A 25017-nucleotide genomic window follows, 5' to 3' on the forward strand; every position below is an offset into this window, starting at 1 on the left:
CGACTGAACCTGCTGTTGAGGAACATTGACGCTCGCCCCGTAGACTCATCACAGTTCTCCCCAATGCGAAATATCGTTCGACATCCTAAAAGCTGACCGCCAGGCCAAACGACACGCCGTGCACGTTGTGGCCAAACACATAGCGGACCATTGCCCGTGTACGGGTGATGATGATGGGATACGTGCTGCTGTCGAGTTCCAGCCCCACCCCCAGCGAGGTCAGTTCGTTGAAGCCGAGCACTCCGGCGCTGTCGCCGAAGTAATGCGAGTAGGCGAACTCCAGCACGTAGCGCACCGGTTTGTCGAGCGCGTGCCAGCCCGTTGGCGCGCGCCAGCGCGTCCAGAGGCTCACTTGCTGCGCCATCGCAGAACCCTGAACGGCTTGCGAACTCCCGCCGAAGCTGCGCAGGTAGATATCGGTTGCGCGCAGTTCCGCATCGATTTCGTAGTTTTCGCGGTAGTGCTCATAGTCGAGCATGAGCGAGCCGCCGTAGCCATACGCGTCCAGATAGCCGTTATTGAGGAACTGGAGATTGCTGTCCGTGACATGGTTGAACAACGTCTGTCCGATTCGCAGATCGCTGGAAACACGGCCAATCGTGCCGTTGATGATCGGGCGAAACACGAGTTCGTTGGTGATGCGGAAGTCCCAGCCAAGCCCCACCGTGCCGCTGAAGGTATTCCACCTCGTGGGCACCGCCCGCGTCTGAGCGCCGTCGGTCGCGATGAACGTCGGGTCGTAGCGGCTATAGGCGAGCGTGCCTTCCATGTACAACGGAAACGACCGGCTCAGCGTGAAGCCGCCGCCTAGCTGTGTCTGCCCGAAGCCCGGGTTGCCGGTGGTGCCGTTGTTGATCGAAAGGGAACTGGTGGTGACGTCCGGCACCGTGGTGTAGGTCATGATGGACAGCACGGCGTCCGCATGCTGCTTGATGTTGCCGCCTATCACGGTCTGGTTGGACAGCTGGCCCGGTACGCTCTGCGCGTGCGCTTGCCACGGCAGCACTGCGGCGAGCATCGCCGCGCCAGTCTTCACTAGCGCTATGCGCAGTGGCAGCCAACGGACGGTGGTGTTCGTCATGTTCGATCCTGCCGGTTCCCTATGCTCGATGGGGTCTGATTGCACCTGTTCGAATTTGCTTAAAGCCTTCTCACGCCCGATTGCGCGCATGGCGTGAGGCCTCCTGCACGCCGCGTACGGCGGCGGCCACGATCAATCCGGTAAACACGAGGCCGATCAGTCCGAGCAGCACCGCGTCGATACGGCCGAACGCGGTGGTCGGCACCACATCGCCGTAACCGATGGTCAGCGCCGTGATCGCGCAGAAGTACACGGTCTCGCCCATCGGAGAAGGGGTGCGGTTCAGCGTCTCCACGGCGCCGCCGAAATAGAACATGCCGATCGTCAGGACGACGAATATCAGTAGCAGCCCGCCCAGAAGCAGACGCATGTACCAGATGGTCCGGCCCGATTCCAGCAGGATTTCGCGCGCTTTCGGGGCATGGTCCGCGCTTGTTGGCGCATTGTTCATGGCGTATTCCTCCTGGGCGTCGCGGTGCCGCGCTGTGCGAGCCGCTCGACTATCTGCAGCATCAGGCACGCGTAAGCGGTAACGGCAAGAAAGAGCGCCATGCGCACGGCGAATGCGCGGTACACATCCTTGCCCGCCACGCTGTCCTGGACCGACTGACCCAGCAGAATGATCATCGTGACGAGACTGTTCAGCCAGAAGCCCGGCGAGTAACGCGTGGGGCGGATGCGATAAAGATTGCGCGCCACGAGCAAGCCGAACAGCAGCATCCAGAGATAGAACATCCAGATATTCACGAAGAGCCTGAGCGCAAACCAGAACGCGACGGCGAGCAGTCCGCCGAGCGCCGTGGAGCCGAGCAGTTCACGCGCCGCGCCGCGTGCCGACGTGGTGCAGCTTTGTCTGCCGAGGCTCACGGACTTCATGATGATCGGCATGTAGCTCGCGGGGTCGTTCATCGCCAGCAGCCAGGCGGGCATGACCACGAGCGCGGCCTGCAAGGCGATGCGCGATGCCATCTCTTGCGGCATGACGCGGGCAGCGGGTTTGGCGCCCGCCACCGCGGCACCGGGCTCGGGAAACAGCGCGTGGCTCACGACCGAGACGAGCACGGCGAGGAGCAGTCCTTTGACGAGCGCACCGACCACCGTGGCGGCGAGTTGCTGGTCGGCCACGCCGGCCGCGGTAATCATCGTGAGGCCTGCCGCGAGGAACGTCGCCACGAGATTGTTGCCGCCGCGCAGGCCGACGCGAAACGCGAGGAAGAGACAGAGGCCGACGAGTAGCACACCCGCGAACGCGTAATCGCGCAGCACTGGGACGAGCAGCAGGCCGCTGCCCGTCGTGAGCGCGACGACCAGTGCGAGAGCGAGCGCCGCCTTGAGCGAAAGCGGCCGGTTTTGCGTCCCCAGCAGAAATACGGCGAGCACCGGCGCGATCACTGGAATCGGAAAGGCGAGCGCGAAGCTGATCGCAAGCGTGAGCGCCGTGCCGGTGGCAACGCGTAGCGCGCGGCGGCCGGGAATCGATGGGCTCGTTTGCATGGACGCCGCTCAGTAGAGGTAGGAGAGCCAGCTCATCACGCGCAGGAACACGCGGCCGAGCGGATTGAGCGGGTTGCCGGCGCTCGGAAACGCCATCACTTCGGCCTGCCCGCCTACGCGAACGTTGTGCAGCCGTGCGCGCTCGTCGCTGTCGAACTCGACGATCACGGGAAAGCGTTGCGCGGGCCGCAGCCAGTCGCGGCTATTCCGCACGGTGGGCAGGGTGCCGGGCGGCGTGCTCTGTCCGACGCTCACGCCATAGCCGATGCTGCGGACGCGTCCGGCGAACACTTCGCCCGGCAGCGCATCCAGCGCGATGGCGACGGGCGTGCCCGCATGGAGGCGGCCCAGATTGTTCTCGGTCATGTCCGCGCTGACCCAGACATCGTGAATGGCGATGAGCGTCATGACCGGATTGCCCGCTGCCGCGAACTGACCGACTTCGGTGCGCAGGTCGGTGATGACGCCGGCCGAACGCGCGCGAATGCGCGTATTGGCGAGATCGAGTTCGGCCTTTTCGAGTGCGCCCGCCGCGCCGCGCAACTGCGCGTTCTCCGCTTCGTTGCCGCCTTGCTGTTCGCGCGCGCGTTCGACTTCGGCCCGGGCGGCTTCGACCTGGCTTTGCGCCTGCTCGTGCGTGGCGCGCGCCACTTCGAGCCGCCGCAGCGAGACCGTGCCCTCGTCTTCGCGGTACAGCCGTTCCAGCCGGTCGCTGTCCTGGCGCGCCTTGACCTCGTTGGCGAGCGCCGCGCGCAATGAGGCTTGCGCCGAATCGATACCGGCGGTGCTCGCGCCGATTTGCCGGCGCGTGGATTCGAGGTCGGCGCGCGCGCGGTCGGCGGCAATGCGGTATTGCTCGTTGTCGATCTCGAACAGCACGTCGCCCGCGTTGACCTCCTGGTTATTGTGCACGAGCACGCGCGTCACGCGTCCCGACACTTCCGCCGCAACGGGCACGACGTAGGCCGCGATGCGCGCCTGTTGCGTATAAGGCGTGAAGCGATCGGCAAGCAGGTACCAGACCAGGCTTGTGACGATCAGGACGACGATCCACTTGAGCGCCTTGCCCGAGGAGTCGGAAGCCGGCGGCACCTCGCGCGGGCTGGAAGGTTCGGACGCGCTGCTCATCGTGTCGGCCCTTGCGGTTGATTGCCAGGACTCTGCGCGGCAGAGGGCGATGCCGGTTCGTCGAGCAGTTCGCCCCAGTCCGTGCGTCGCTGCATCTGGGCGCGGGTAGCAGGATCGATGAGCGGCTGATCCAGATCCCAGCCGCCGTCCACGGCCTTGTACAGCGCAATCAGGCTGCTCACGGCGTTGCCGCGATTGACGACGAATGCGTCCTGCTGCGCAGAGAGTGCGCGCTGCGCGTCGAGCACGCGCTGGAAGTCAGAGTACCCTTCGCGGTAGATCGTATTGGCGAGCGTGAGCGAGCGCTGCGCCGCGCCTTGCGCATCGTGCAGGATGGTGTCGCGCTGCAGTGCCGCGTTCAGCGCCGTTGCCGCGTCGTCGGCCTCGCGCGCCGCGTCGCGCACGGTGTCCTGATACGCAACGATCAATTGCTGCAGGCGGGCATCCTGCACGCGCACATTGTTCGTGATGCGGCCGTGATCGAACAGGTTCCATGTGACGCTCGGGCCGCCCACCACGGCGAGCGTGCTCGGCGCGCCGGTGAGCGAGCTGGCGCTCCACACGAGCGAGCCGACCAGCGAAACGGATGGGTACAGATCGGCCTTCGCCACGCCGATCAGCGCCGACTGCGCGGCCATCTGCTGCTCCGCGGCGCGCACGTCCGGCCGTCGCAGCAACAGCTTCGCGGGCACATCCTGAAGCACGGCGCGGTCGATGAGCGGGACGAAGCCCGCCTTGGCCGGCTGCACGTCGAGCTCCGGCAGCGGGCCGGGCGGGCGCCCGAGCAGCACGCAGAGCGCGTGACGCGCCACCGCGATCTGGCTTTCGAATACGGGAATGCTGCTCAGCGTGCCGAGATACTGGGTTTTCGCTTGCTGGAGATCGAGCTCGTCGGTTTCGCCGCTCTTGAAGAGCTTTTGCGTGATGTCGTAGCTGCGCTTTTGCAGTTGGGCGTTTTCGCGCGCAATCCGCAGGCGCGCTTCGGTCGTGCGCAGCGTGTAATAGGTGTCCGCGACCTGCGCGTGAACGAGCACTAGCGCGTCCTCGCGGTTGTCCTGGGCGGCGAAGAACGAGGCGTCGGCCGATTCGATCGCGCGGCTAAAGCGTCCCCAGAAGTCCAGTTCCCAGCCGATGCTGAAGCCAAGACCGTATTGGAAGTACGCGCCCGAACGCGGGTCGAAACCGTCATGGCGCTTGCGCGCCGAGGCCAGCACGTCGGCGTTGGCCTGCTGCACCTGCGGGTAACGCCCCGCGAGCGCGATGCCGAGCTGGGCGCGCGCCTCGATCACGCGCAAGGCGGCGATCTTCAGGTCGCCGTTGTCCGCGTCGGCCGCGGCAATCAGCTGTTCGAGATTGGCGTCCCCGAATACGCGCCACCATTGCCGCGCGTCGGGTTGCTCGTTGGCTCGTGCCGCGATCGACGTGACCTGCTCGATCGACGCGCTGCTCCAGTGGTCGCTCCAGCTCTCGCGTTGCGGCTGAAAGTCGGGGCCCACGCGCATGCACGCGCCCAGTAGCGTGCTCAGGCAGCAGGCGCCGAGCGGGAGCCAGTAAGGGCGCTCGCAGAGGATCACAGGGCGGCCTCGCGGCTCAAGCCTGCTGCTCTTCTCGTGCGCGTTCGGGTTGAGGCTGGTCTTTCACCCAGCGCCAGAACAGTTGATAGCCAACGGCGAGCATCACCGGACCAATGAAAAGGCCGATCACGCCGCCCGTGACCATACCGCCAATCGCGCCGATCAGCACCACGGGCATGGGCACTGCCACGCCGCGGCCAAGCAGCAGCGGCTTGAGCACGTTGTCGGCGAGACCTGCAACGAACTCGTAGACGGAGAAGACGATGGTCGCCGTGGTGACACCCTGCGTCATGATCACGAAGATAATGACGGGCACGGTGATGAGCGTGGCGGGCAACTGCATGATGCCGATCAGCAGCACGGCCAGCGCGAGCAGGCCTGCGCCGGGAATGCCCATCACGATGAAGCCAACGCCGATCAACACCATCTGGATGAACGCGATGCCGACCACGCCCTGGGCGACCGCGCGAATTGTGGCGGTGCAAAGCTCGGCGATTTGCGGGCCGTTTTCCGGGCCGGAAACGCGCGAAGCGATCAGCACCGTGCTGCGATGGCCCTTGTCGCCATGCGCCATGAGAATGCCCGCAACGATCAGGGCTACGAAGAAAACCAGCAGTGCGGCGCCAAGACCGGTGACCGTGCCGAGCAGCGCGAGACCGGCCGCCTTCAGTTGCGGCGCGAACCGCTGCACGAGACCGGTGATGTCGGTCGACGCCTGCATCCAGAAGTCGTAGACGCGCTGACCGACGATTGGCCAGTGAGCGATCGAGTCGGCGGGAGGCGGGATATGAAACGTGCCGCTCTTCGCGACGCCCATGACATGCTCGATCGAATCGGCCACGGCGACACCGAGCAACCAGGTGGGCGCGAGGATCACGCCGAACGCCACGAGAATGATGAGCGTGGCGATGAGTCCATCCTTGTGAGGGAAGCTGCGCTGCAGCTTCATTTGCAGCGGATAAAGCGTGACCGCGAGAATCACGGACCAGACCATGAGGTCGAGGAACGGGGCGAAGATGCGAAAGCAAAACATCGCCAGGACGGCAATGAGCGCGGCGCGGATCAGGACATCGAGTAAATCCCGGGACTGCGCCTTCGGCGCTGATGTAGTGGGCAGCAGCATCGTCTGTGTCTCCTCGCAGGCCTGGGCGCGCAATTCAGACGCGCCCAGGCTCCTATCGCGCTCCGGCGAGGACCGCCAGAACTCCAGGTATTACGAGAAACTGTCCGCCGACGTCGCGTTCTTTCCTGGCATGACCCCGTGACCGGGAGCACAACTCGATGTTTGCAGTCGCCTGTGAGTTGTGCGGAGCGCTCCGTCGAATTGAGTCTATTACACGCACTGAAAAGGGACAATGAACGTGCGGTCCGCTTTGGACCAGCGAGAAAAGTGGTTAGCAGTGCGCTGAAAATGCCGTCATGCGCGGGCTGCGATGCTGATTCTGATTCCTGTTTGCAGATCTCAATGCCCCGGACCACTCGAAGGCACGCAACTGAGAACGAGCCGATCGCCGTTGCCCGCACCGGGAGCCAGTGCCGCGTTGTGGAATTCATGGCCGCCGCAGCGCCATTCGGCGAGATAGTCGTTGCGACAGCCGCCCGATTGCGCGGCGATCATCGACACCGGATAGCTGCAGGTTCGCAGACCGTCACAGTGCGCGGCGAGATCGCGTGTGACATTGCCACGTGGCGCGCCGCAGTTGCTGCCGTAGGTGCCGGAGACGATAGCGATCGTCGCTTCATTCGCGGCGCTCGCCGCTGAAGCGATGACGCCGCCGCCAGGCCCGACGGTGACCCATGCGAGCGCGAGGGCGATTGCGGCTGGCTTCATGACGCACCTCCCAGGCCGGCGTTAACGCATGCGCGCTGGCGCGGCCCTCAAATCCATGTTTACAGATTAGTGCGGTCGCGCCGAAGGGCAAGACGGTGCCCGGCCATGGTGCGGGGCTTCGCTGCAGTGCACCAGCAGCAGCCACCTGAAGCACACGATTGGTGGCGCGCAGCCGGTTACGGTTTTTCGGGCCGCGCGCGCTGCGTGAACCGTGAAACCCGCGCCAGACGGGCGTTGCGCGGGGCGCGCGGGCTGCCTGCGAGCGGGTGGCATACCTATTGCTTTATGGCTACTGGGGCCAATGAAGGCTCCAATGAATTGCATCATCGTCCCGCCATGCGCGGGATCTTTTGATCGTGCGGGGCAACGGCGTCCCGAAGTGGCACTCCACGGCACAGCGTGCGTGGCGGGTGCGCTTCGGGACGCTTTTTTTATGCGCATCGCGATCGCCGTGGTCTGGCAAACCCCTGGCGACGCGATTTGTACTACTAAAGATGACCATGCGGGAAACGATACCTGACATCTCTGCGGAAATCGTCGGCGAGCTCATCAATCTGGCCGGGCGCCAGCGCATGCTCTCGCAGCGCGTGGTCCTCCATGCGCTGCTCGGCTTGCACGGCGACATGGCCGCGCTCCTCGTCGCGCGCGAATGCCTCGACACGTTTGCGGCTTCGCACGCACGACTGGTCGAGGGTGACGATCATTTTCCCGGCGTGTTCTCGACGGCATTGCGCGAACTCTATTTCGGCGCACGCAAGGCCGACGAGCGCATTCGCGCGTTCACGAAACTCGCCGCGCACGCGTGCGTGTGCCTCGAGCGCTCAGTCCATGCATCGACGGCCGATAGCGGGTGCGAGGCAGCCGTGACGGAACTCACCGCCGCCGCCACGCCGCTGCTCGAACTGCTGCAAGCGCTGACCCAGGCGTACCAGGACGAATTGCGCAGCGTGGAAGCCGCGGCGGCGAAGCGCCAGGCCGGCATCGTCGATGAACTCGCCGCCATTTCCCTGCGCGCGAACATCGTCGCGCTCAATGCACGGGTGGCTGCCGCCCGCGCCGGCCAGTTCGGCCGCGAATTCGCGGTGATCACGGCGGAACTGGCGCACGTGATAGGCGAAATGGACAGGCTCGTGCAGGGCGTGGTCGGCAAGCCCGAAACGCGCAATGGCGCGCCCGAAAGACATTCTGGATTCCGAAATCAACGGATGCATGCCCGCATGGCGGGTTGAGATCCATTACTGGAGAGAACCTCGTGAAAGACCTGGTAAGCTCGCTCAAGAGCGGTAACTGGCGCGCGCTGGTCGCGTGTTTCCTGTATTTCGACACTGGCTTCACGGTGTGGGTGATGTTCGGCCCGCTCGCGCCGTTCATCCAGAAGGACATTGCGATGACGCCGGCCGAACTGGGCCTGCTCGTGGCCGTGCCCGTGCTCGGCGCGGCGATTCTGCGCGTGACGCTCGGCAATCTGTACCAGGCCTACGACGGCCGCCGTGTCGCGCTGATGGGCATCGCGCTTTCCGCCATCCCCGCTGCCGTGCTGTTGATGATGCCGGGCACGCCGTCCTATACCTTGCTGCTCGTGCTCGGCGTGCTGCTCGGCGTGGGCGGTGCCAGCTTCGCCGTGGCGCTGCCGATGGCGGGCAGCAACTATCCGCCGAAGGTGCAGGGCCTCGTGCTCGGCCTCGCCGCGGCCGGCAATATTGGCGCCGTGCTCGACGGCTTCCTCTTCCCGGGCCTCGCCAGCCACTATGGATGGGCGCGCGCCACGGGCGCGGCGCTGCCGCTGCTCGCGCTCGCCGCGACGGCCGTGACCTTCTGGGCCCGCGATCTCGGCCAGAAGTCCGGCAGCGCGCCGCAGGCATTGCGGTCGTTCGGCATCACGCTCGCCGGCTTGATCGCGCTCGTGCTTGCCGTGCATGCCGGCGTGTTCGGCGCGGGCAAGACCGGTGTGCTGCTGCTGCCGGTGTTCGGCGCGCTGCTCGCCATTGGGGTGTTGCCGCGCCACTATCGCGCGGTGCTGACCGAAGGCGACACGTGGGTCGTGATGCTCGTGTACAGCATCACGTTCGGCGGCTTCGTGGGCATGTCGTCCTATGTCTCGACGCTGCTGATTTCCCTCTACCAGGTACCGAAGCTCGAAGCCGGCGTGGTGATGTCGCTGCTCGCACTGACCGGCGCCATGGTGCGCCCGCTCGGCGGCCTTGTCGCGGATCGCATCTCGGGCGTGCGCGCGCTGGTGGTGCTGCTTGCCGCGATCTCGGTGTGCGACTTCGCGTTCGCGCTGTGGATGCCGCCGTTCGCCGCCGGCATTGCGCTGCTCGCGTTCACCTACGTGTGCTTCGGTCTCGGCAACGGCGCAACGTTCCAGCTCGTCCCGCGCCGCTGGCAGGGCCGCACCGGGCTGATGTCGGGCATCATCGGCGCGGCGGGGGGGATCGGCGGCTTCTATCTGCCGGTCATCATGGGCATCGCCAAGGAGAGCACCGGCAGCTACCAGATGGGCTTCGCGACGTTCGGCGTGATCGCTGCGGCCGCATTCGGACTCGTGGTGCTGCATCGCGCACGCTGGCTCGAATGGGCGCTGCCTCAGGAGCCGGAGATGGCAACGGCCGTCGTGCAGGGCGCTCAGGCGAGCGCTAGCAACTGAAGACCTGGGTACTTAGCAGGATGCGGCCCGCGCGCGAGCGACGGGCCGCTAACGCGTTTACGCGCGGCGACGCAGGTCCGCGATACTCGCTTCGCGCGAATGCACGCCGAACGACGCAGGCGAAATGGCGAACGCAGCCGCCTCGCCAATCGCGTTGCCCACGAGGATGATGGCGGGGCTGCCAAGGCCTGCTGCACGCGCGTGCGCCGCAATCGTGCCGAGCGTGCCCGTGACGCGCCGCTCGTTCGCGCTGCCCGCCCACTGCACGACGGCGGCGGGCGTCGCCGTGGGGAGCGCGGCCACGAGCGTTGCGCACAGCGACTCGATGCGGCTCATGCCCATATAGATGGCGAGCGTCATGCCCGTCGCGGCGAGCGCCTGCCAGTCCGGTTCGCTGTGGTCGCGCAAGTGTGCGGTCACGAAGATCACGCCCTGGCAATGGTCGCGATGCGTGAGCGATACGCCGAGTCCCGCGGCGGCCGCGAACGCCGAAGAAATGCCGTTCACGATTTCCACCGTCACGCCCGCGCGGCGCAACGCCGCGAGTTCTTCCCCTGCACGGCCGAACAGCAGCGCGTCGCCGCCTTTCACGCGCACCACGTGCAAGCCGCGGCGCGCGTAGCGCTGCATCAGCCGCTCGATGAACGCCTGCGGCGTGGAGCGGCAGCCGCCTCGCTTGCCCACGCGGATCACGCGGGCCTGCGGCGCGAGCGTGACGATTTCCGGATTCACGAGATCGTCGAGCAGCACGACGTCGGCGCTCGCGAGCACCTTCGCCGCCTTCAGGGTGAGGAGGTCGAGATCGCCCGGACCTGCGCTCACCAGCGTGACCTTGCCTTCGTTGCCCGTCGTCATCGTCGTCTTCCTTTGTATTGCGCGCACCCACGTGGGGAGCGCCATAAAACAAATGGCGTCCGCTCGCCGCTTGCGACGAGGGGACGCCATTGTCCGGTGTGTTCGAAAAGAGGGGCGCGGCGAGCGGTGCGCGAAGCGCGGCCCCAGGGTTGCATGCCCGGCAACGCTGCCGGGCGTCCAGACTCACGCAAGTTCCAGACCAACTTGCACGCGTTCGCGCCGCCCGCCCGCTGGCGGGGCGCACCTGGCCGGGCGCCCCTGGCCGGGCGTACCTAGCCGGCTGCCCCCAATTAACCACGCTGCAACCTGCACGCCCAGGGCGCACAGCGAATGTGCTGCACGGCACCAATCTTGTGCTGGCCTGCATCACGATGCGCGCGCCAGCGAATTGCCAGACGCCCCGTTCGCTAGCCGCCGAAGTCCGCCGGACGGGGCGTTGCGCGGGATGCGCGCAGATTGGCACAGTGCTTGCGTATTGCTTCGCAGCAAGTGCCACGCGAATCAATGGGGATTCGGCCGCAAGCAGTAGCGCGGCGCACAAGGGTTTCGTATTCAGGGCAACGGCGTCCCCCGAATCTGGCTTCGCGCAAGCTGGAATCGCGGGACGCCTTTTTTATTGGCAGGGGCTCATGGTGCAAGCAACGAACGAAGTGAACAGCTCGGCGGCGATGGAGATCGTCGTCGTCGGCCATGGCATGGTGGGCCACAAATTTCTCGAGTGCATCCTTGCGGACGGCGCGCCCAATGCGCGCGTGACCGTGCTCTGCGAGGAGCCGCGTCCCGCCTACGACCGCGTGCACCTCTCCGAATTCTTCGCGGGCAAGTCGGCGGACGATCTCTCGCTCGTGGCGCCTGGCTTCTTCGATCGCGAGAACGTGCGTCTCGTGCTGGACGCCAGGGCGGTGTCGATCGATCGCGAAGCGCGCACCATCGAGGTGTCCAACGGCCAGACGCTTTCGTATGACAAGCTCGTGCTGGCCACCGGCTCCTCGGCGTTCGTGCCGCCCATCGCGGGCAACGATCGCGCCGATTGCTTCGTCTACCGAACCATTGCCGATCTCGAAGCGATGCAGGCGCGCGGTGCGCACGCGAAGTCGGGCGTGGTGGTGGGTGGCGGCCTGCTCGGTCTCGAATGCGCGAAAGCCCTGCGCGACCTGGGCCTCGACACGCACGTGGTGGAATTCGCGCCGCGCCTCATGGCGGTGCAGGTGGACGACGACGGCGGCCGCATGCTGCGCGGCAAGATCGAAGAGCTCGGCGTGAGCGTGCACACGCAGAAGAGCACGCTGGCGATCGTGGACGGAAAAAAGGTGGACGGCGCAACGGCCGCCAACCGCATGCAGTTCGCCGACGGTACGCACCTCGACGCCGACATGATCGTGTTCTCGGCCGGCATTCGCCCGCGCGACGAAATCGCCCGCGCCTGCGGCCTCGAAATCGGCGCGCGCGGCGGCATCGTGATCGACGACCAGTGCCGCACGAGCGACGCGAACATCTACGCCATCGGCGAATGCGCGCTCTGGCAAGGGCAGATCTTTGGTCTCGTCGCCCCCGGTTACGACATGGCGCGCATCGCCGCCAGGGCGCTGGCGGGCGAGGCGTCGAGCTTCGCGGGCGCCGACATGAGCACCAAGCTCAAGCTGATGGGTGTGGACGTGGCGAGCATCGGCGACGCGCACGGCAAGACCCCCGGCAGCCGTTCCTACCGCTACGCCGACGAGCGCCGCCAGGTCTACAGGAAGATCGTGGTGTCCGATTGCGGCAAGAAGCTGCTCGGCGCGGTGATGGTGGGCGACGCGAGCGAATACGGCACGCTGCTGCAAATGATGCTCAATGGCATCGAGCTGCCCGAGTCGCCCGAATTCATGATCCTGCCGCAGGCCGACGGCAAGGCCAAGCCCGCGATCGGCGTGGAAGCGCTGCCCGACGCCGCACAGATCTGCTCGTGCAACAACGTTTCGAAGGCCGAAATTTGTGCGGCCGTGCGCGACGGTGCGACGACCATCGCCGCGGTGAAGGGGGCGTGCAACGCCGGCACGTCGTGCGGCGGCTGCGTGCCGCTCGTCACGCAGGTCATGAAGTCGGAGATGAAGCGCCAGGGGCTCGCCGTCAATAATCACCTTTGCGAGCACTTCCATTACTCGCGCCAGGAGCTGTATCACATCGTGCGCGTGGAGGGCGTCAAGACCTTCGGCGAACTGCTCGCGAAGCACGGCAAGGGGCTGGGCTGCGATATCTGCAAGCCGGCCGTGGGCGGGATTCTGGCGTCCTGCTGGAACGAATTCGTGCTGAAGAAGGAGCACGCGAGCCTGCAGGATTCGAACGACTACTACCTTGCCAACATCCAGCGCGACGGCACGTATTCGGTGGTGCCGCGCATGCCGGGCGGCGAGGTCACCCCGGAAGGCCTCATCGCCGTGGGGCAGGTGGCGAAGAAGTACGGCCTTTACACGAAGATCACGGGTGGCCAGCGCGTGGACCTCTTTGGTGCGCGCGTCGAGCAGCTGCCTTTCGTCTGGGAGGAGCTGATCGCCGCTGGCTTCGAATCGGGGCACGCATACGGCAAGGCCCTGCGCACCGTGAAATCGTGCGTGGGCTCGACGTGGTGCCGCTACGGCGTGGGCGACTCGGTGGGCTTCGCGATCGAACTCGAGAACCGCTACAAGGGTCTGCGCGCGCCGCACAAGATCAAGTTCGGTGTCTCGGGCTGCACGCGCGAATGCGCGGAGGCGCAAGGCAAGGACGTCGGCATCATCGCCACCGAGAAGGGCTGGAACCTCTACGTGTGCGGCAACGGCGGCATGAAGCCTCGCCATGCGGAACTGCTCGCTGCCGATCTCGATCAGGCCACGCTGGTGCGCTACGTCGATCGTTTCCTCATGTTCTACGTGCGCACGGCCGACCGCCTGCAGCGCACGAGCGTGTGGCGAGACAACCTCGAAGGCGGCCTCGACTATCTGATCGACGTGGTCGTGCACGACAAGCTGGGCCTCGGCGCCGAACTCGAAGCGGAAATGCAGCTCGTGGTGGACACCTACGAATGCGAGTGGAAGAAGGCCGTAAGCGATCCCGAAACGCGCCGCCGCTTCCGCCACTTCGTCAATAGTGATGCCGGCGACCAGCACGTCACCTTCATTGAAGAGCGCGGCCAGATTCGCCCGGCTACGCCCGAGGAGCGCACGCAGGTCCCGCAGGCGGCGCCGCAATTCAAGCGACATGAAGCGCTGTCCGGCATTCCCGTCGTCGTCGAAACCGTCTGATTCCCTTTCATCGAACCGAGGAGTACGTAATGAGCAACGAACATAGTCAAGGCAACTGGGTTCCCGTCTGCACGCTCAACGACATCGTGCCGAACACCGGCGTGTGCGCGCTCGTGAAGGGCGAACAGGTCGCCGTGTTCCATGTCGACGACGGCGACGCGCGGGTGTATGCCATCGGCAACTACGATCCGAACTCGCACGCAGCGGTGCTCTCGCGCGGGCTCGTGGGCAGCTTCGGCGAGCGCGTCGTGGTGGCCTCGCCCATCTACAAGCATCACTTCGATCTGTCCACCGGCGAGTGCATCGAAGCGCCGCAGCATTCGGTCAACGCGTTCCCCGCACGCGTGGAAAACGGTCAGGTGTGGATTGCCGCCTGACATGCCGACTGAAGTGACAAAGGTAGTGACAAACGCGCGGCGCGCAGGATGCGCCGTGCGCCCCGAATCTGTTTCTAGCTGATATCGATCGACCGCATGAGCAGCGAGAGCGTAAAGAGCGTTTGCCCGTACTGCGGCGTAGGCTGCGGGATGATCCTGCACGTCGAGGACGGCCAGGTCGCGAAGATCTCCGGCGACGCCGAGCATTCGACCAACTTCGGCCGCCTCTGCACGAAGGGTTCGTCGGCGCACGTGGCGCTGCGCAAGTCGGGGCGCCTCGAGCGCGCCTTCGTACGCCACGCGCGCGACGAGGACCCGGTGCCGCTGCCGCACGCGCAGGCGATCGCCGATACGGCGCGCCGCCTGCGCTCGACGCTCGACGCGCACGGCCCCGACGCGCTCTCGTTCTATGTTTCCGGGCAGATGTCGATCGAGGCGCAGTACCTCGTGAACAAGCTCGCCAAGGGCTTCGTGCGCACCAACAACATCGAGTCGAACTCGCGCCTGTGCATGGCGAGCGCGGGCAGCGGCTACAAGCTCTCGCTCGGCGCGGACGGGCCGCCGGGTTCGTATCAGGACTTCGACCGCGCAGACCTCTTCTTCGTGATCGGTGCAAACATGGCGGACTGCCATCCGATCCTGTTCCTGCGCATGATGGACCGCGTGAAGGCGGGCGCGAAACTCATCGTCGTGGACCCGCGCCGCACGGCGACCGCCGAGAAGGCGTCGCTGTTCCTGCCAATCGCGCCGGGCACCGATCTCGCGCTGCTCAATGGCCTGCTGCACCTGTTGCACAAGAACGGCCACACCGATGCGGACTTCATTGCACAGCACACCGAAGGATGGGACGCGATGCCCGCGTTCCTCGACGACTACACGCCGGAAAAGGTCGCCGAAATCACGGGTCTGTCCGTCGACGACATTCGCCGCGCCGCGCAGATGATAGGCGAAGCGCCCGAGTGGATGAGCTGCTGGACCATGGGCCTGAACCAGAGCACGCATGGCACGTGGAGCACGAACGCGATCTGCAACCTGCATCTCGCGACGGGCAAGATTTGCCGTCCCGGCAGCGGACCGTTCTCGCTCACGGGGCAGCCCAACGCAATGGGCGGGCGCGAGATGGGCTACATGGGGCCCGGCTTGCCCGGTCAGCGCACGGTGCTCGCGGAAGACGACCGCGCGTTCGTGGAAGCGGCTTGGGGTGTCGCGCCCGGCACGCTGCCCGTGAAAGTGGGCGGCGGCACCATCGACATGTTCTCGCGCATGGCGGCGGGCGAGATCAAGGCGTGCTGGATCATCTGCACGAACCCGGTGGCGAGCGTCGCGAACCGGCAAACGGTGGTGGCGGGCCTGAAGGCCGCCGAACTGGTGATCGCCCAGGACGCCTTTCTGGACACCGAAACGAATCAGTACGCCGACGTGCTGCTGCCCGGCGCGCTCTGGGCCGAGGCCGAGGGCGTGATGATCAACTCCGAGCGCAACATGACGCTCATGCAGCAGGCCGTCGAGCCGCCGGGCGAGGCGCTGCCCGACTGGCAGATCATCGCGCGCGTGGCCTGCGAGATGGGTTTTACCGAGGCGTTCAGCTACGCGAGCGCCGCCGAGGTGTTCGACGAGATCACGCGCTTCGCGAACCCGAAGACGGGCTACGACCTGCGCGGCGCGAGCCACGCGAAGCTGCGCGAAACGCCGCTGCAATGGCCCATCGCACCGGATGCCGCGAGCGACCGCAACCCGCTGCGCTATGTGAACGACGGCGTGAGCCAGACGTTCAAGGAAAGCGCCGACGGCACGCGCCCCCGCATCGCTTTCGCCACGCCGCACGGCAAGGGCGTGTTCTTCGCGCGTCCCCATGTTGCCCCTGCCGAGTTGCCCGATGGCACGTTTCCGGTCGTGTTCAACACAGGTCGCCTGCAGCACCAGTGGCACACCATGACGAAGACCGGCAAGGTGCCGATGCTCAACAAGCTCAACCCGGGCCCCTTCGTCGAGATTCATCCCGAGGATGCCGCCGCGCTCGGCATTGCCGCGAAGGATCGCGTGGAAGTGCGCTCGCGCCGCGGCCGCGTGGTGCTGCCCGCCGTGGTGACCGAGCGGGTGCGGCCCGGCAACTGCTTCGCGCCCATGCACTGGAACGACGTGTATGGCGAGGAGCTTTGCGTAAACGCGGTCACGAGCGATGCGGTCGACCCGATTTCCCAGCAGCCCGAATTGAAATTCTGCGCGGTCGCGCTCACGCGCGTCGGCCCGCAAGCCGCGCCGCGCGAGACCGCGCGCGTACCGGACGCCGCCGATGCCGCCGATGCCGCCGATACGCCGGCCACGCTCGACGCCAGCGCGCCGCAAGCCGTCAACCCGTCTCAGGAACTCGACATGTCCCGTATCGATGCCTTTTCGACGCTACTCGGTCTCGACGACGTCGCCGCGCCACAACTGGGCGACGCGCAACGCCAGTATCTCGCGGGCTTTGTCGGCGGCCTGCGCTCGTTGCGGGCGGCCGAGCCCGTTGGCGTGCCGATGCTGCCCGTGCACGCGCCGTTTCCCGCCGACACGCGCGTATGGCTGGACGGCCTGCTGGCGGGCCTGTTCAGCCGCGGCGAGCCCGTCGTGCGTACGCCTGCGCTCGCCGTGCCGGGCGCGCCCGAAGAAAAGCCGCATGGCGTGCGCATCGCCCACACGCGCCCCAAGGTCGTGCTGCTGTGGGCCTCGCAAACAGGCAACGTCGAATCGCTGGTCGAGCAATACGCAACGCAACTGATGGAGTCGGGCTTCGAGATTCGCACGGCCTGCATGGCGGACTACCCGCTTGCGAGCCTCGCCAAGGCGCAATACGTCCTATTGATGACGAGCACGTTCGGCGACGGCGACGCGCCGGACAACGGCGAAGCCTTCTGGAACGCGCTCGCGGCAGACAACGCGCCGCGCCTTGCCTCGCTGCGCTTCGCCGTGCTCGCCTTCGGCGACCGCAACTACGACGCGTTCTGCGGCCATGGGCGCAAGCTCGACGCGCGCCTCGAAGCGCTGGGCGCCACGCGCCTCATGGAGCGCGTGGATTGCGACAGCGAATACCAGAGCGCCGCCGACGCATGGCTCGAGCGCATTGTCGTGCGCATCAAGCAGGAGGACGCGGCGCTGCACGCGGTGCCCGCCGACGGTTCGATTCCCGAGGTGCTACCCGGCTGCGCGGCGACGAAGGCACGTCCAGCCGCCTCGAAGCTGCTCAAGAACGTGCGTTTGAACATGAAGGGCGCGACGAAGGACACGCGCTACTTCTCGCTGGCAACGGGCGAGGCGGGCCTCGACTATGAGGCGGGCGATGCGCTCGGCGTGTGGCCCACCAACTGTCCCGCGCTCGTCGACGAGTTGCTGGACCTCACGCGCCTCGCCGCCGATACGCCGGTCGCCGTGAGTGGCCACGGCGAGATGCGCCTTGGCGAGGCGCTTGGCAAGCACTACGAGATCGCGCGCCCGAACCCCGATGCGCTTGCGTTCATTGCGTCCCGCACGCGCTCACGGGGTCTCGCCGAGATGCTCGACGAAACACGCAAGGGCGATCTGCGCAACTGGCTCTGGGGCCAGCAGTTCGCCGACGTGCTCCACGAATATCCCGTCGACATGAGCGCGCCGGAACTGCTCGGTATGCTCAAGCGCCTGCAGCCGCGGCTCTATTCGATTTCGTCGAGCCCGAAGGCCCATGCGGGCGAAGTGCATCTGACCGTTTCGGCCGTGCGCTACAGCAACGGCCGCCGCGAGCGCAAGGGCGTGGCCTCGACCTTCCTCGCCGACCGTGCGCAGGAGGGCAGCGTCCCGGTGTTCGTGCAGAAGAGCACGCATTTCCGGCCGCCGCGCAACGGCGACGCGCCGATGATCATGGTCGGTCCCGGCACGGGCGTCGCTCCGTTCCGCGCCTTCCTGCACGAGAGGCAGGCGCGCGGCGACACGGGCCGCAACTGGCTTTTCTTCGGCGAGCAGCACGCGGCCACCGACTTCTACTACCGCGACGAACTGGAGCAAATGCGCAAGGACGGCCACCTCGACCGGCTCGACCTCGCGTTTTCGCGCGACCAGAGCGATAAGGTCTATGTGCAGGACCGCATGAGGGAGCAGGGGGCGCAGCTATGGGCGTGGCTGCAGGAAGGGGCGCACCTCTACGTGTGCGGCGATGCGAGCCGCATGGCGAAGGACGTGGATGCGGCGCTCAGGGAGGTGGTGGCGGGCCATGGCGGCATGAGCGCCGAGGCCGCGCACGACTACGTCAGTGCGCTCGGACGGGACAAGCGCTACCTGCGCGACGTCTATTGAAGGGGCGCGGCGCGGCTTCGGTGCGGCTCTGCGAGGAACGGCCGCCTGCGCGCCACGTTTGCAGCGCGCGAAAGCGGCGCGTACGCGCCTGGTCCGTGCGCGCGACGCTTTCATCTTCTTTGCCGAGCCCGGCATACAGGCCGCCCCGGGCGCCTTTGGCCACGACGGGTTCCGGCAGCAGGATGGCGATGAGAAACGTCAGGCACGAGCCTGCGCACACCGCCACCACGCTCATCGAGATCGACTCGAACATCCGTTTGTCCCCCGGTAGAATGGAGTCCGGCGGCCGATGCCGCGCGTACTGCGCACCGCATCGCCGCCATCGCAATCCATTTTGCGCAGGGCGCGCGTCCACGTCCAAGACGATATTCGGATCGTCACGATAAGCGCGCCTTATGAAATAAACCGGAGACACTCGGGAGGCAGCCATCTTGATGCTTCGCTCGATACGCTACGTGCTCACCGTGGCGGAGTTGAAGAATTTCACGCGCGCGGCCGAAGTGCTGCACGTCTCGCAGCCGGCGCTCTCACAGCAGATTCGCCAGCTGGAAAACGATCTCGGCGGCGCGCTGTTCGACCGCAGCGGCCGCGCCATCAGCCTCACCGAATTCGGGCGCGTGTACATCGAACACGCGCGCCAGGCGCTCGCGCATCTCGACGCCGGCAAGCGCGCGCTCAACGAGGTGCGCGATCTCACGCGCGGCCTGCTGCGGCTCGCCTATACCCCGACCTTCGCGGAATATCTGATCGGCCCGGCGCTGCGCGGCTTTCGCGAAGCGCACCCGGCTATCGCGCTCGAGGTGAGCGAGCGCCCGCTCGAAGATATCGAAGGCGGACTCGAGCGTGACGAACTCGATCTCGGCATCGGCTTCACGGATGTGCGCTCCGACGAAATCGAAGTGCGTCCGCTCTTTGCCGAGCACATGGCGCTGCTCGTGGCCACGCGTCATCCGCTGGCGCGCCGCCGCGCGGAGGTGACGGCGGAGCAGCTGGGGGCGATGCCGCTTGCGCTATTGAGCCCCGACTTCGTGGTGCGACGCTTCGCCGATGCCTATTTCCGCGCGCACCAGTTGATTCCGCGCGTGATGCTGCAAGCCAATTCGGTAGGCACGGTGCTCAAGCTCGTGAAGGACGGCACGCTCGCCACGCTGCTGCCTTCGGCGGTGCTGCGCGAGCATCGCGGGCTCGTCACGCTGCCCGTCACGCCGGCGTTGCCACAGCGCACCGTCGCGCTGCTCAAGCGGCGGCGGGCATCGAGCACGCTCGCCGCCAACGCGTTTTCGGACGTGCTGCTCGCGTTGATTTCGCAGGAAGGGCTGGGCGAAGCCTGAGGCGGCCTTTGTTCCTTTCGCTTGCTCAGGGTTGGTCAGACGAAAGCAGGTTGTGGAAGAAGTCCACTGCGTGCTGGCGGGTCGGCATCGTCCCGAGCGTGGCTGCCGGGTCGAGCCCCGAGCGCCGCGCCGCGCCGCTCACGAGACTCTTTTGCAGGTCGTTGAGCGGGCGGGCGAGATTGGTGGCGATGAATCCGGAAGCGGGCGGCGCGGCGATAGCCGGCAGATCGGTGCGCGGCGTGTCTAGCGTGAGCAACGGAGCGAGCGTGGGCGCGGCCGCGACGCGCCGGCTCGCGAGCATGTCGGCGGGCGCGATGCCGAGCCAGTCGCGCAGCGTGGCGAGAATCGACGTGTGATCGTAGGGTGTGGCGCCGGGTGAGCGGAACACGGTGCCCGGTGCGATATACGGCGACACCACGACCGCCGGCACGCGCACGCCAAAGCTGTCGAAGGCGAAGTTCTGGTCGCCCGGGTTGCTCGCGGCATCGGGCGCCACGGCGTTGGCGGGCGGCAGCACGTGGTCGTAGGTGCCGCCGTGCTCGTCGTAGGTGATCATGAGCAGCGTTTCGGGCCATGCGGGCGACGTGCTCAACGCGTGCCAGATGTCGTAGAGAAAGCTCTCGCCCGCATAGACATCGTGTGGCGGGTGCTGGTCGTTGGGATCCAGCAGAAAACGCGGCTCGATGAACGAATACTGCGGCAGCGTGTTGCTCTGGCAGGCAGAGACGAAGTTGCTGAAGCGCTGGAAGTTGGCCTTATATTTCGCATCCCATAACGTCGGGAACATCGTGAGCGTGAGCGAGGGCGCGACGAGCGCAGCGCTGTACACGGCCCAGCTCGCGCCCGTGTCGCCCAGCACGTTGAAGATAGTGCGCACTTGCCAGTCGAACGGGTCCGGCGGCGCGCCGTTGTCGACGTGGCCGTTCGACGTGCCCGCGTGGGCGAAGGCGCGGTTCGGCCAGGTCTGGCTCGGCACAGGGGCGAACCAGGCGTCGCAGACGGCGTATTCGCGCGCGAGCGTCGAGAGCACCTTCAACTGATCGGGGCTGTGGCACTGCATGACCTGGCTTGCGTCCGTCGTCGCGGTCGTTTCGTAGTCTTGTACGAAGCCGGACATGGGCGTTGCGCCTGCCGCGTTGCCGAGCAGTTGCACGCGCACGTTTGCGAACGTCTCCTGCGGATCGGGGTCGGGCAGCGTGGCCGTGGTGGCCGGCGTGGTTGCGGCGATGGTGCCGCCCGCCTTCGTCGGGTTGCTCAGGCCCGCCTTGAGCCCGTCGAATGGCTGTTCCGCGCTGGCGGCGGGCAGGAAATGCGTGGGGCTGCTGCCGTTCGTGTACAAGCCGCCAAGCATTGTGTCGAACGAACGGTTTTCGAACATCACGACAACGACGTGTTTGATGTTCTGCAGGGACATGGGCTCTCTCCGTCACGCGGGTCTGACGCAGAATAGTGGTGCAGGCGGGTGGATTCGGCAAGGTTCGGCAACCCTGAGAAAACGGCCGATGCTTCTCCGGGCGTACCGACTGCCCGCTACGACCGCCGTCGGCCGATCCGGCGGGGCGCCCATGCGTGTGGGATAATCGCAAGCTTTGCCCAGAGCGCAGCTCAAGAGGTTGTTCGCAAGGGCGTGCGTGGGGCCTTTATTCCCGTGGCCCGCTTCCTTTCTGCGATTTTTCTCCTACAGCCACAATGCCCGCATACCGTTCCAAAACCTCCACCGCCGGCCGCAACATGGCAGGTGCGCGCTCCCTCTGGCGCGCCACCGGCATGAAAGACGAAGACTTTGCCAAGCCGATCATCGCGGTCGTCAACTCGTTCACCCAGTTCGTGCCCGGCCACGTGCACCTGAAAGACCTCGGCCAGCTCGTTGCGCGCGAAATCGAAGCCGCGGGCGGCGTGGCCAAGGAATTCAACACGATCGCCGTCGATGACGGCATCGCCATGGGCCACGACGGCATGCTGTATTCGCTGCCGAGCCGCGACATCATCGCGGATTCGGTCGAATACATGGTCAACGCGCACTGCGCCGACGCCATGGTCTGCATCTCGAACTGCGACAAGATCACCCCGGGCATGCTCATGGCCGCCATGCGCCTGAACATCCCCGTGATCTTCGTCTCGGGCGGTCCGATGGAAGCGGGCAAGACGCGTCTCGCGAACCCGGTCACGAAGGCCATCGAGGTCAAGAAGCTCGACCTGATCGACGCCATGGTGATCGCGGCCGACACCAAGTACTCCGACGCCGAAGTGGCCGAAGTCGAGCGCTCCGCCTGCCCGACCTGCGGTTCGTGCTCGGGCATGTTCACGGCCAACTCCATGAACTGCCTGACCGAGGCGCTGGGCCTCTCGCTGCCGGGCAACGGCACCGTGGTCGCCACGCACGCGGACCGCGAACAGCTCTTCAAGCGCGCCGGCCGCCGAATCGTCGAACTCGCGCGCCAGTACTACGAGCAGGAAGACGAGCGCGTGCTGCCGCGCTCGGTGGGCTTCAAGGCGTTCGAAAACGCCATGACGCTCGACATCGCCATGGGCGGCTCGACCAACACCATCCTGCACCTGCTGGCCATTGCGCAGGAAGCGGGCATCGAGTTCGGCATGACCGACATCGACCGCCTTTCGCGCGTCGTGCCGCAGCTGTGCAAGGTCGCGCCGAACACGAATAAGTACCACATCGAAGACGTGCACCGCGCCGGCGGCATCATGGCGATCCTGGGCGAACTGGAGCGTGCCGGCAAGCTGCACACCGACGTGCCGACCGTGCACACGCCGACGCTCGGCGACGCGCTCGCGCAGTGGGACATCACCCGCACGCAGGACGAAGCGGTCAAGACGTTCTACATGGCCGGCCCGGCTGGCGTTCCCAGCCAGGTCGCGTTCAGCCAGAACACGCGCTGGCCGAGCCTCGACTCGGACCGCGCCGAAGGCTGCATCCGCTCGTATGAGCACGCGTTCTCGAAGGAAGGCGGCCTCGCCGTGCTGACCGGCAACATCGCGCTCGACGGCTGCGTGGTGAAGACCGCAGGCGTGGACGACAGCATCCTCGTGTTCGAAGGCACGGCGCACGTAACGGAATCGCAGGACGAAGCGGTGGAGAACATCCTCGCCGACAAGGTCAAGGCCGGCGACGTGGTGATCGTGCGCTATGAAGGCCCGAAGGGCGGCCCCGGCATGCAGGAAATGCTCTACCCGACGAGCTACATCAAGTCGAAGGGCCTCGGCAAGGCGTGCGCGCTGCTGACCGACGGCCGCTTCTCTGGCGGCACCTCGGGCCTCTCGATCGGCCACTGCTCGCCGGAAGCGGCGGCGGGCGGCGCAATCGGCCTCGTACGCGACGGCGACAAGATCCGCATCGACATTCCGAATCGCACGATCAACGTGCTGGTCCCGGACGAGGAACTCGCGCGCCGCCGCGAAGAGCAGAACGCCAAGGGTTGGAAGCCGGCGAAGGCGCGTCCGCGCAAGGTGTCGGCGGCGTTGAAGGCCTACGCCAAGCTCGTGATGTCGGCAGACAAAGGCGCCGTGCGCGATCTCTCGCTGCTGGACGATTGAGATTGCGGGCTTCGCGCCCGTTGATCGGCAGATCAGCATAAAAGCCGCTCCTCGGAGCGGCTTTTTCTTTGGGCTGGCGCATCACGGATTCGCGGGGAATGGGACAGGGGCGCCGGGATTCGGCCACGCCCTGGACTGGACCGTACGTTTGCTTGAAGGTTTCATAACGTTTACGAAAATGTAACGATCGTGCCCTCGGTTGAAAAATTCTGTAACGCTTCGTAATATTGTGATATGTTTCATGACCTCGACCGCTGGTCGAATGCTCGCAAGAGCGTTCGCCTCGGCTGACCGAATGACTGCTCCATGACGTCCCGTGTATCGAAGATCGGTGAGTGAGTTAATTTTTTCTAAGGACTGCGATGCATCTGCGCAGCAAATTCCACCCTCCAGCATTCGGATCGTCATCGGGCGCAAATCGCAACGCCGTCACGGTTGCATCGGTTGCCTCCGCGTTTGGGCCATTCACGAAAACGGATCGCGGTCAATGACACCGATTCCCGAGATTTTCCGCCTGCTGTCCAGGGCTATTCCTGGGAGAAGTCCCGATGCCCTGTTCCGGAAGGGGCGCGTGCTGATGTACGCACTGCTTCACCCGTTTGCAGCACGCGTCTGGTTGAGTGCACTGGCGGCGAACTCCCTGCTTGCCGAGATTGTCGTCCGTAACCGCCGCTATCTTGAACGTCCCTTTCGTCGCTTCGTCCAGGCGGACATGCGTGCCTGCGCGCGTGCCGAGTTACTGTGCGGACATTTTCGGGTCGTGCGGGAACGCTTCGGCGACGATTTGGTGCGCAGTCTTTACCTGAATTCGAAAGACGTGACGTTGGCATCGAGCGGAAGGTACGCCATCGTCGTGAGCGAGCCGCTACGTTGTTGGCGCGAAGGGTTGCTGAGCGTCGCCTGGCGCGACGTGGTCGATCGCGTCGATCTTGCGTGGGCGACTATCAGTTTCGAGTGGCACGCCGAAGCGGGGCAAATCGGAGCGCTTATCGGCGGCTTGCAAGGGCCAGCCGGCGCGGATAGGGAGCGGGTGCGCGAGGCGACGCGCGCATGCCATGGATTGCGGCCCAAGGCTGCTGTCATGGAGGCGGTCTGCGAATTGTCCAGGATGGCAGGGGTAGACGTGCTGACTGGCGTGACGAAGAAGACGCACGTCTCCGATTCCAGGCGGGCTCAGATACACGCGGATTATGATGGCTTCTGGCAGGAACTGGGTGGCGTCGAACGCAATGGGCGCTACGTGCTGCCGCTTCGCCTGCATCACCGTGACCTCAGCGAGGTGCCGTCGAACCGGCGTGCTGCCTTCCGCAGGCGACAGACGCTGATTGCAGATTTACTCGCGCAGATCCCTCGGGCCGTCGACACGGACCGGATTGACGAGGTCACGCCGCCTCATCAGGGTCATGCGGATTCGAGCAAGCAACTTCTGGATCTTGCTGTCGCTCTGGCAACCGATCGTTGTGACCTGGAGCCGGGCATTGCTCTCGAGCAGTGCGAACCGACGCAGGACGATCGGCCGGTTGAGCAAAAACTCGCCGCCTGATATCGGCCGTCACAATCATCAGGGCAAAAAAAATCGAGCCTCCCA

Annotated in this window: 18 protein-coding genes; 8 read left to right on the top strand and 10 right to left on the bottom strand. The window is 65.9% G+C overall.

From position 1 onward, the window contains the following. Positions 1 to 85: 85 nt before the first annotated feature. From A3CW_RS0131615 to A3CW_RS0131645, 7 genes are all read right to left on the bottom strand, one after another. Positions 86 to 1018 (bottom strand): hypothetical protein, encoded by a 933-nt coding sequence (locus tag A3CW_RS0131615; protein WP_154678086.1) that lies wholly within the window; start codon positions 1016 to 1018, stop codon positions 86 to 88. A gap of 133 nt (positions 1019 to 1151) precedes the next feature. Beyond that, positions 1152 to 1532, bottom strand: a complete 381-nt coding sequence (locus A3CW_RS0131620; protein ID WP_028207143.1) for a potassium channel family protein — start codon at positions 1530 to 1532, stop codon at positions 1152 to 1154. Continuing rightward, on the bottom strand, positions 1529 to 2575 hold the full coding sequence (locus tag A3CW_RS0131625) for a DUF2955 domain-containing protein (protein WP_028207144.1): 1047 nt from the start codon (positions 2573 to 2575) through the stop codon (positions 1529 to 1531). The genes A3CW_RS0131620 and A3CW_RS0131625 overlap by 4 nt, the downstream gene beginning before the upstream one ends. A gap of 9 nt (positions 2576 to 2584) precedes the next feature. Next, positions 2585 to 3703 (bottom strand): HlyD family secretion protein, encoded by a 1119-nt coding sequence (locus tag A3CW_RS0131630; protein WP_028207145.1) that lies wholly within the window; start codon positions 3701 to 3703, stop codon positions 2585 to 2587. After that, positions 3700 to 5277, bottom strand: coding sequence for a TolC family protein (locus tag A3CW_RS0131635; protein WP_081771897.1), 1578 nt, complete (start codon positions 5275 to 5277; stop codon positions 3700 to 3702). Before A3CW_RS0131635 ends, A3CW_RS0131630 begins: the two co-directional genes overlap by 4 nt. A gap of 16 nt (positions 5278 to 5293) precedes the next feature. Continuing rightward, entirely contained in the window at positions 5294 to 6400 is a 1107-nt protein-coding gene (locus A3CW_RS0131640) for an AI-2E family transporter (RefSeq protein WP_051481841.1), read from the bottom strand. Positions 6401 to 6739: 339 nt separating this feature from the next. Continuing rightward, complete coding sequence (locus A3CW_RS0131645) at positions 6740 to 7108, bottom strand: hypothetical protein (protein ID WP_051481842.1); 369 nt, start codon at positions 7106 to 7108, stop codon at positions 6740 to 6742. Between the two features lie 500 nt (positions 7109 to 7608). Here A3CW_RS0131645 and A3CW_RS0131650 point away from each other — a divergent pair, with 500 nt between their 5' ends. Both A3CW_RS0131650 and A3CW_RS48150 read left to right on the top strand, forming a co-directional pair. Further along, positions 7609 to 8337: a type IV pili methyl-accepting chemotaxis transducer N-terminal domain-containing protein gene (locus A3CW_RS0131650; RefSeq protein ID WP_245623790.1), complete on the top strand. Its 729-nt coding sequence runs from the start codon at positions 7609 to 7611 to the stop codon at positions 8335 to 8337. A gap of 23 nt (positions 8338 to 8360) precedes the next feature. Then, positions 8361 to 9755: an MFS transporter gene (locus tag A3CW_RS48150; RefSeq protein ID WP_035514550.1), complete on the top strand. Its 1395-nt coding sequence runs from the start codon at positions 8361 to 8363 to the stop codon at positions 9753 to 9755. Between the two features lie 57 nt (positions 9756 to 9812). Here A3CW_RS48150 and cobA read toward each other — a convergent pair whose 3' ends face one another. Further along, positions 9813 to 10610, bottom strand: a complete 798-nt coding sequence (gene cobA, locus A3CW_RS0131660; protein WP_028207150.1) for a uroporphyrinogen-III C-methyltransferase — start codon at positions 10608 to 10610, stop codon at positions 9813 to 9815. 668 nt (positions 10611 to 11278) lie between these two features. Between cobA and nirB the strand changes: the two genes are divergently transcribed. The 3 genes from nirB (at position 11279) to A3CW_RS0131675 (ending at position 18549) form a co-directional block, all read left to right on the top strand. Then, positions 11279 to 13870: a nitrite reductase large subunit NirB gene (gene nirB, locus A3CW_RS0131665; protein ID WP_028207151.1), complete on the top strand. Its 2592-nt coding sequence runs from the start codon at positions 11279 to 11281 to the stop codon at positions 13868 to 13870. 29 nt (positions 13871 to 13899) lie between these two features. Further along, positions 13900 to 14247: a nitrite reductase small subunit NirD gene (gene nirD / locus A3CW_RS0131670; protein ID WP_028207152.1), complete on the top strand. Its 348-nt coding sequence runs from the start codon at positions 13900 to 13902 to the stop codon at positions 14245 to 14247. 96 nt (positions 14248 to 14343) lie between these two features. Continuing rightward, positions 14344 to 18549: a bifunctional nitrate reductase/sulfite reductase flavoprotein subunit alpha gene (locus A3CW_RS0131675; protein ID WP_028207153.1), complete on the top strand. Its 4206-nt coding sequence runs from the start codon at positions 14344 to 14346 to the stop codon at positions 18547 to 18549. Here A3CW_RS0131675 and A3CW_RS0131680 read toward each other — a convergent pair. After that, positions 18503 to 18802: a hypothetical protein gene (locus A3CW_RS0131680; RefSeq protein ID WP_028207154.1), complete on the bottom strand. Its 300-nt coding sequence runs from the start codon at positions 18800 to 18802 to the stop codon at positions 18503 to 18505. The genes A3CW_RS0131675 and A3CW_RS0131680 overlap by 47 nt on opposite strands. Positions 18803 to 18983: 181 nt before the next feature. Between A3CW_RS0131680 and cynR the strand changes: the two genes are divergently transcribed. Continuing rightward, positions 18984 to 19880 (top strand): transcriptional regulator CynR, encoded by an 897-nt coding sequence (cynR, locus tag A3CW_RS0131685; protein ID WP_211254105.1) that lies wholly within the window; start codon positions 18984 to 18986, stop codon positions 19878 to 19880. Between the two features lie 25 nt (positions 19881 to 19905). On the opposite strand, the gene A3CW_RS0131690 is transcribed toward cynR, so the two are convergent. Continuing rightward, positions 19906 to 21294, bottom strand: a complete 1389-nt coding sequence (locus A3CW_RS0131690; protein WP_028207156.1) for an alkaline phosphatase family protein — start codon at positions 21292 to 21294, stop codon at positions 19906 to 19908. A gap of 275 nt (positions 21295 to 21569) precedes the next feature. Between A3CW_RS0131690 and ilvD the strand changes: the two genes are divergently transcribed. Together ilvD and A3CW_RS0131700 are read left to right on the top strand one after the other, a co-directional pair. Beyond that, a complete protein-coding gene (gene ilvD, locus A3CW_RS0131695) occupies positions 21570 to 23429 on the top strand; it encodes a dihydroxy-acid dehydratase (protein WP_028207157.1) in 1860 nt (619 codons plus the stop codon). 487 nt (positions 23430 to 23916) lie between these two features. Beyond that, positions 23917 to 24972 carry a VirK/YbjX family protein gene (locus A3CW_RS0131700; protein ID WP_028207158.1) on the top strand — a complete coding sequence of 352 codons (1056 nt, stop codon included), beginning with the start codon at positions 23917 to 23919 and terminating at the stop codon, positions 24970 to 24972. The last annotated feature ends 45 nt before the right edge of the window (positions 24973 to 25017 follow it).

It is taken from the genome of Paraburkholderia nodosa DSM 21604, from assembly GCF_000519185.1.
GTDB lineage: Bacteria > Pseudomonadota > Gammaproteobacteria > Burkholderiales > Burkholderiaceae > Paraburkholderia > Paraburkholderia nodosa.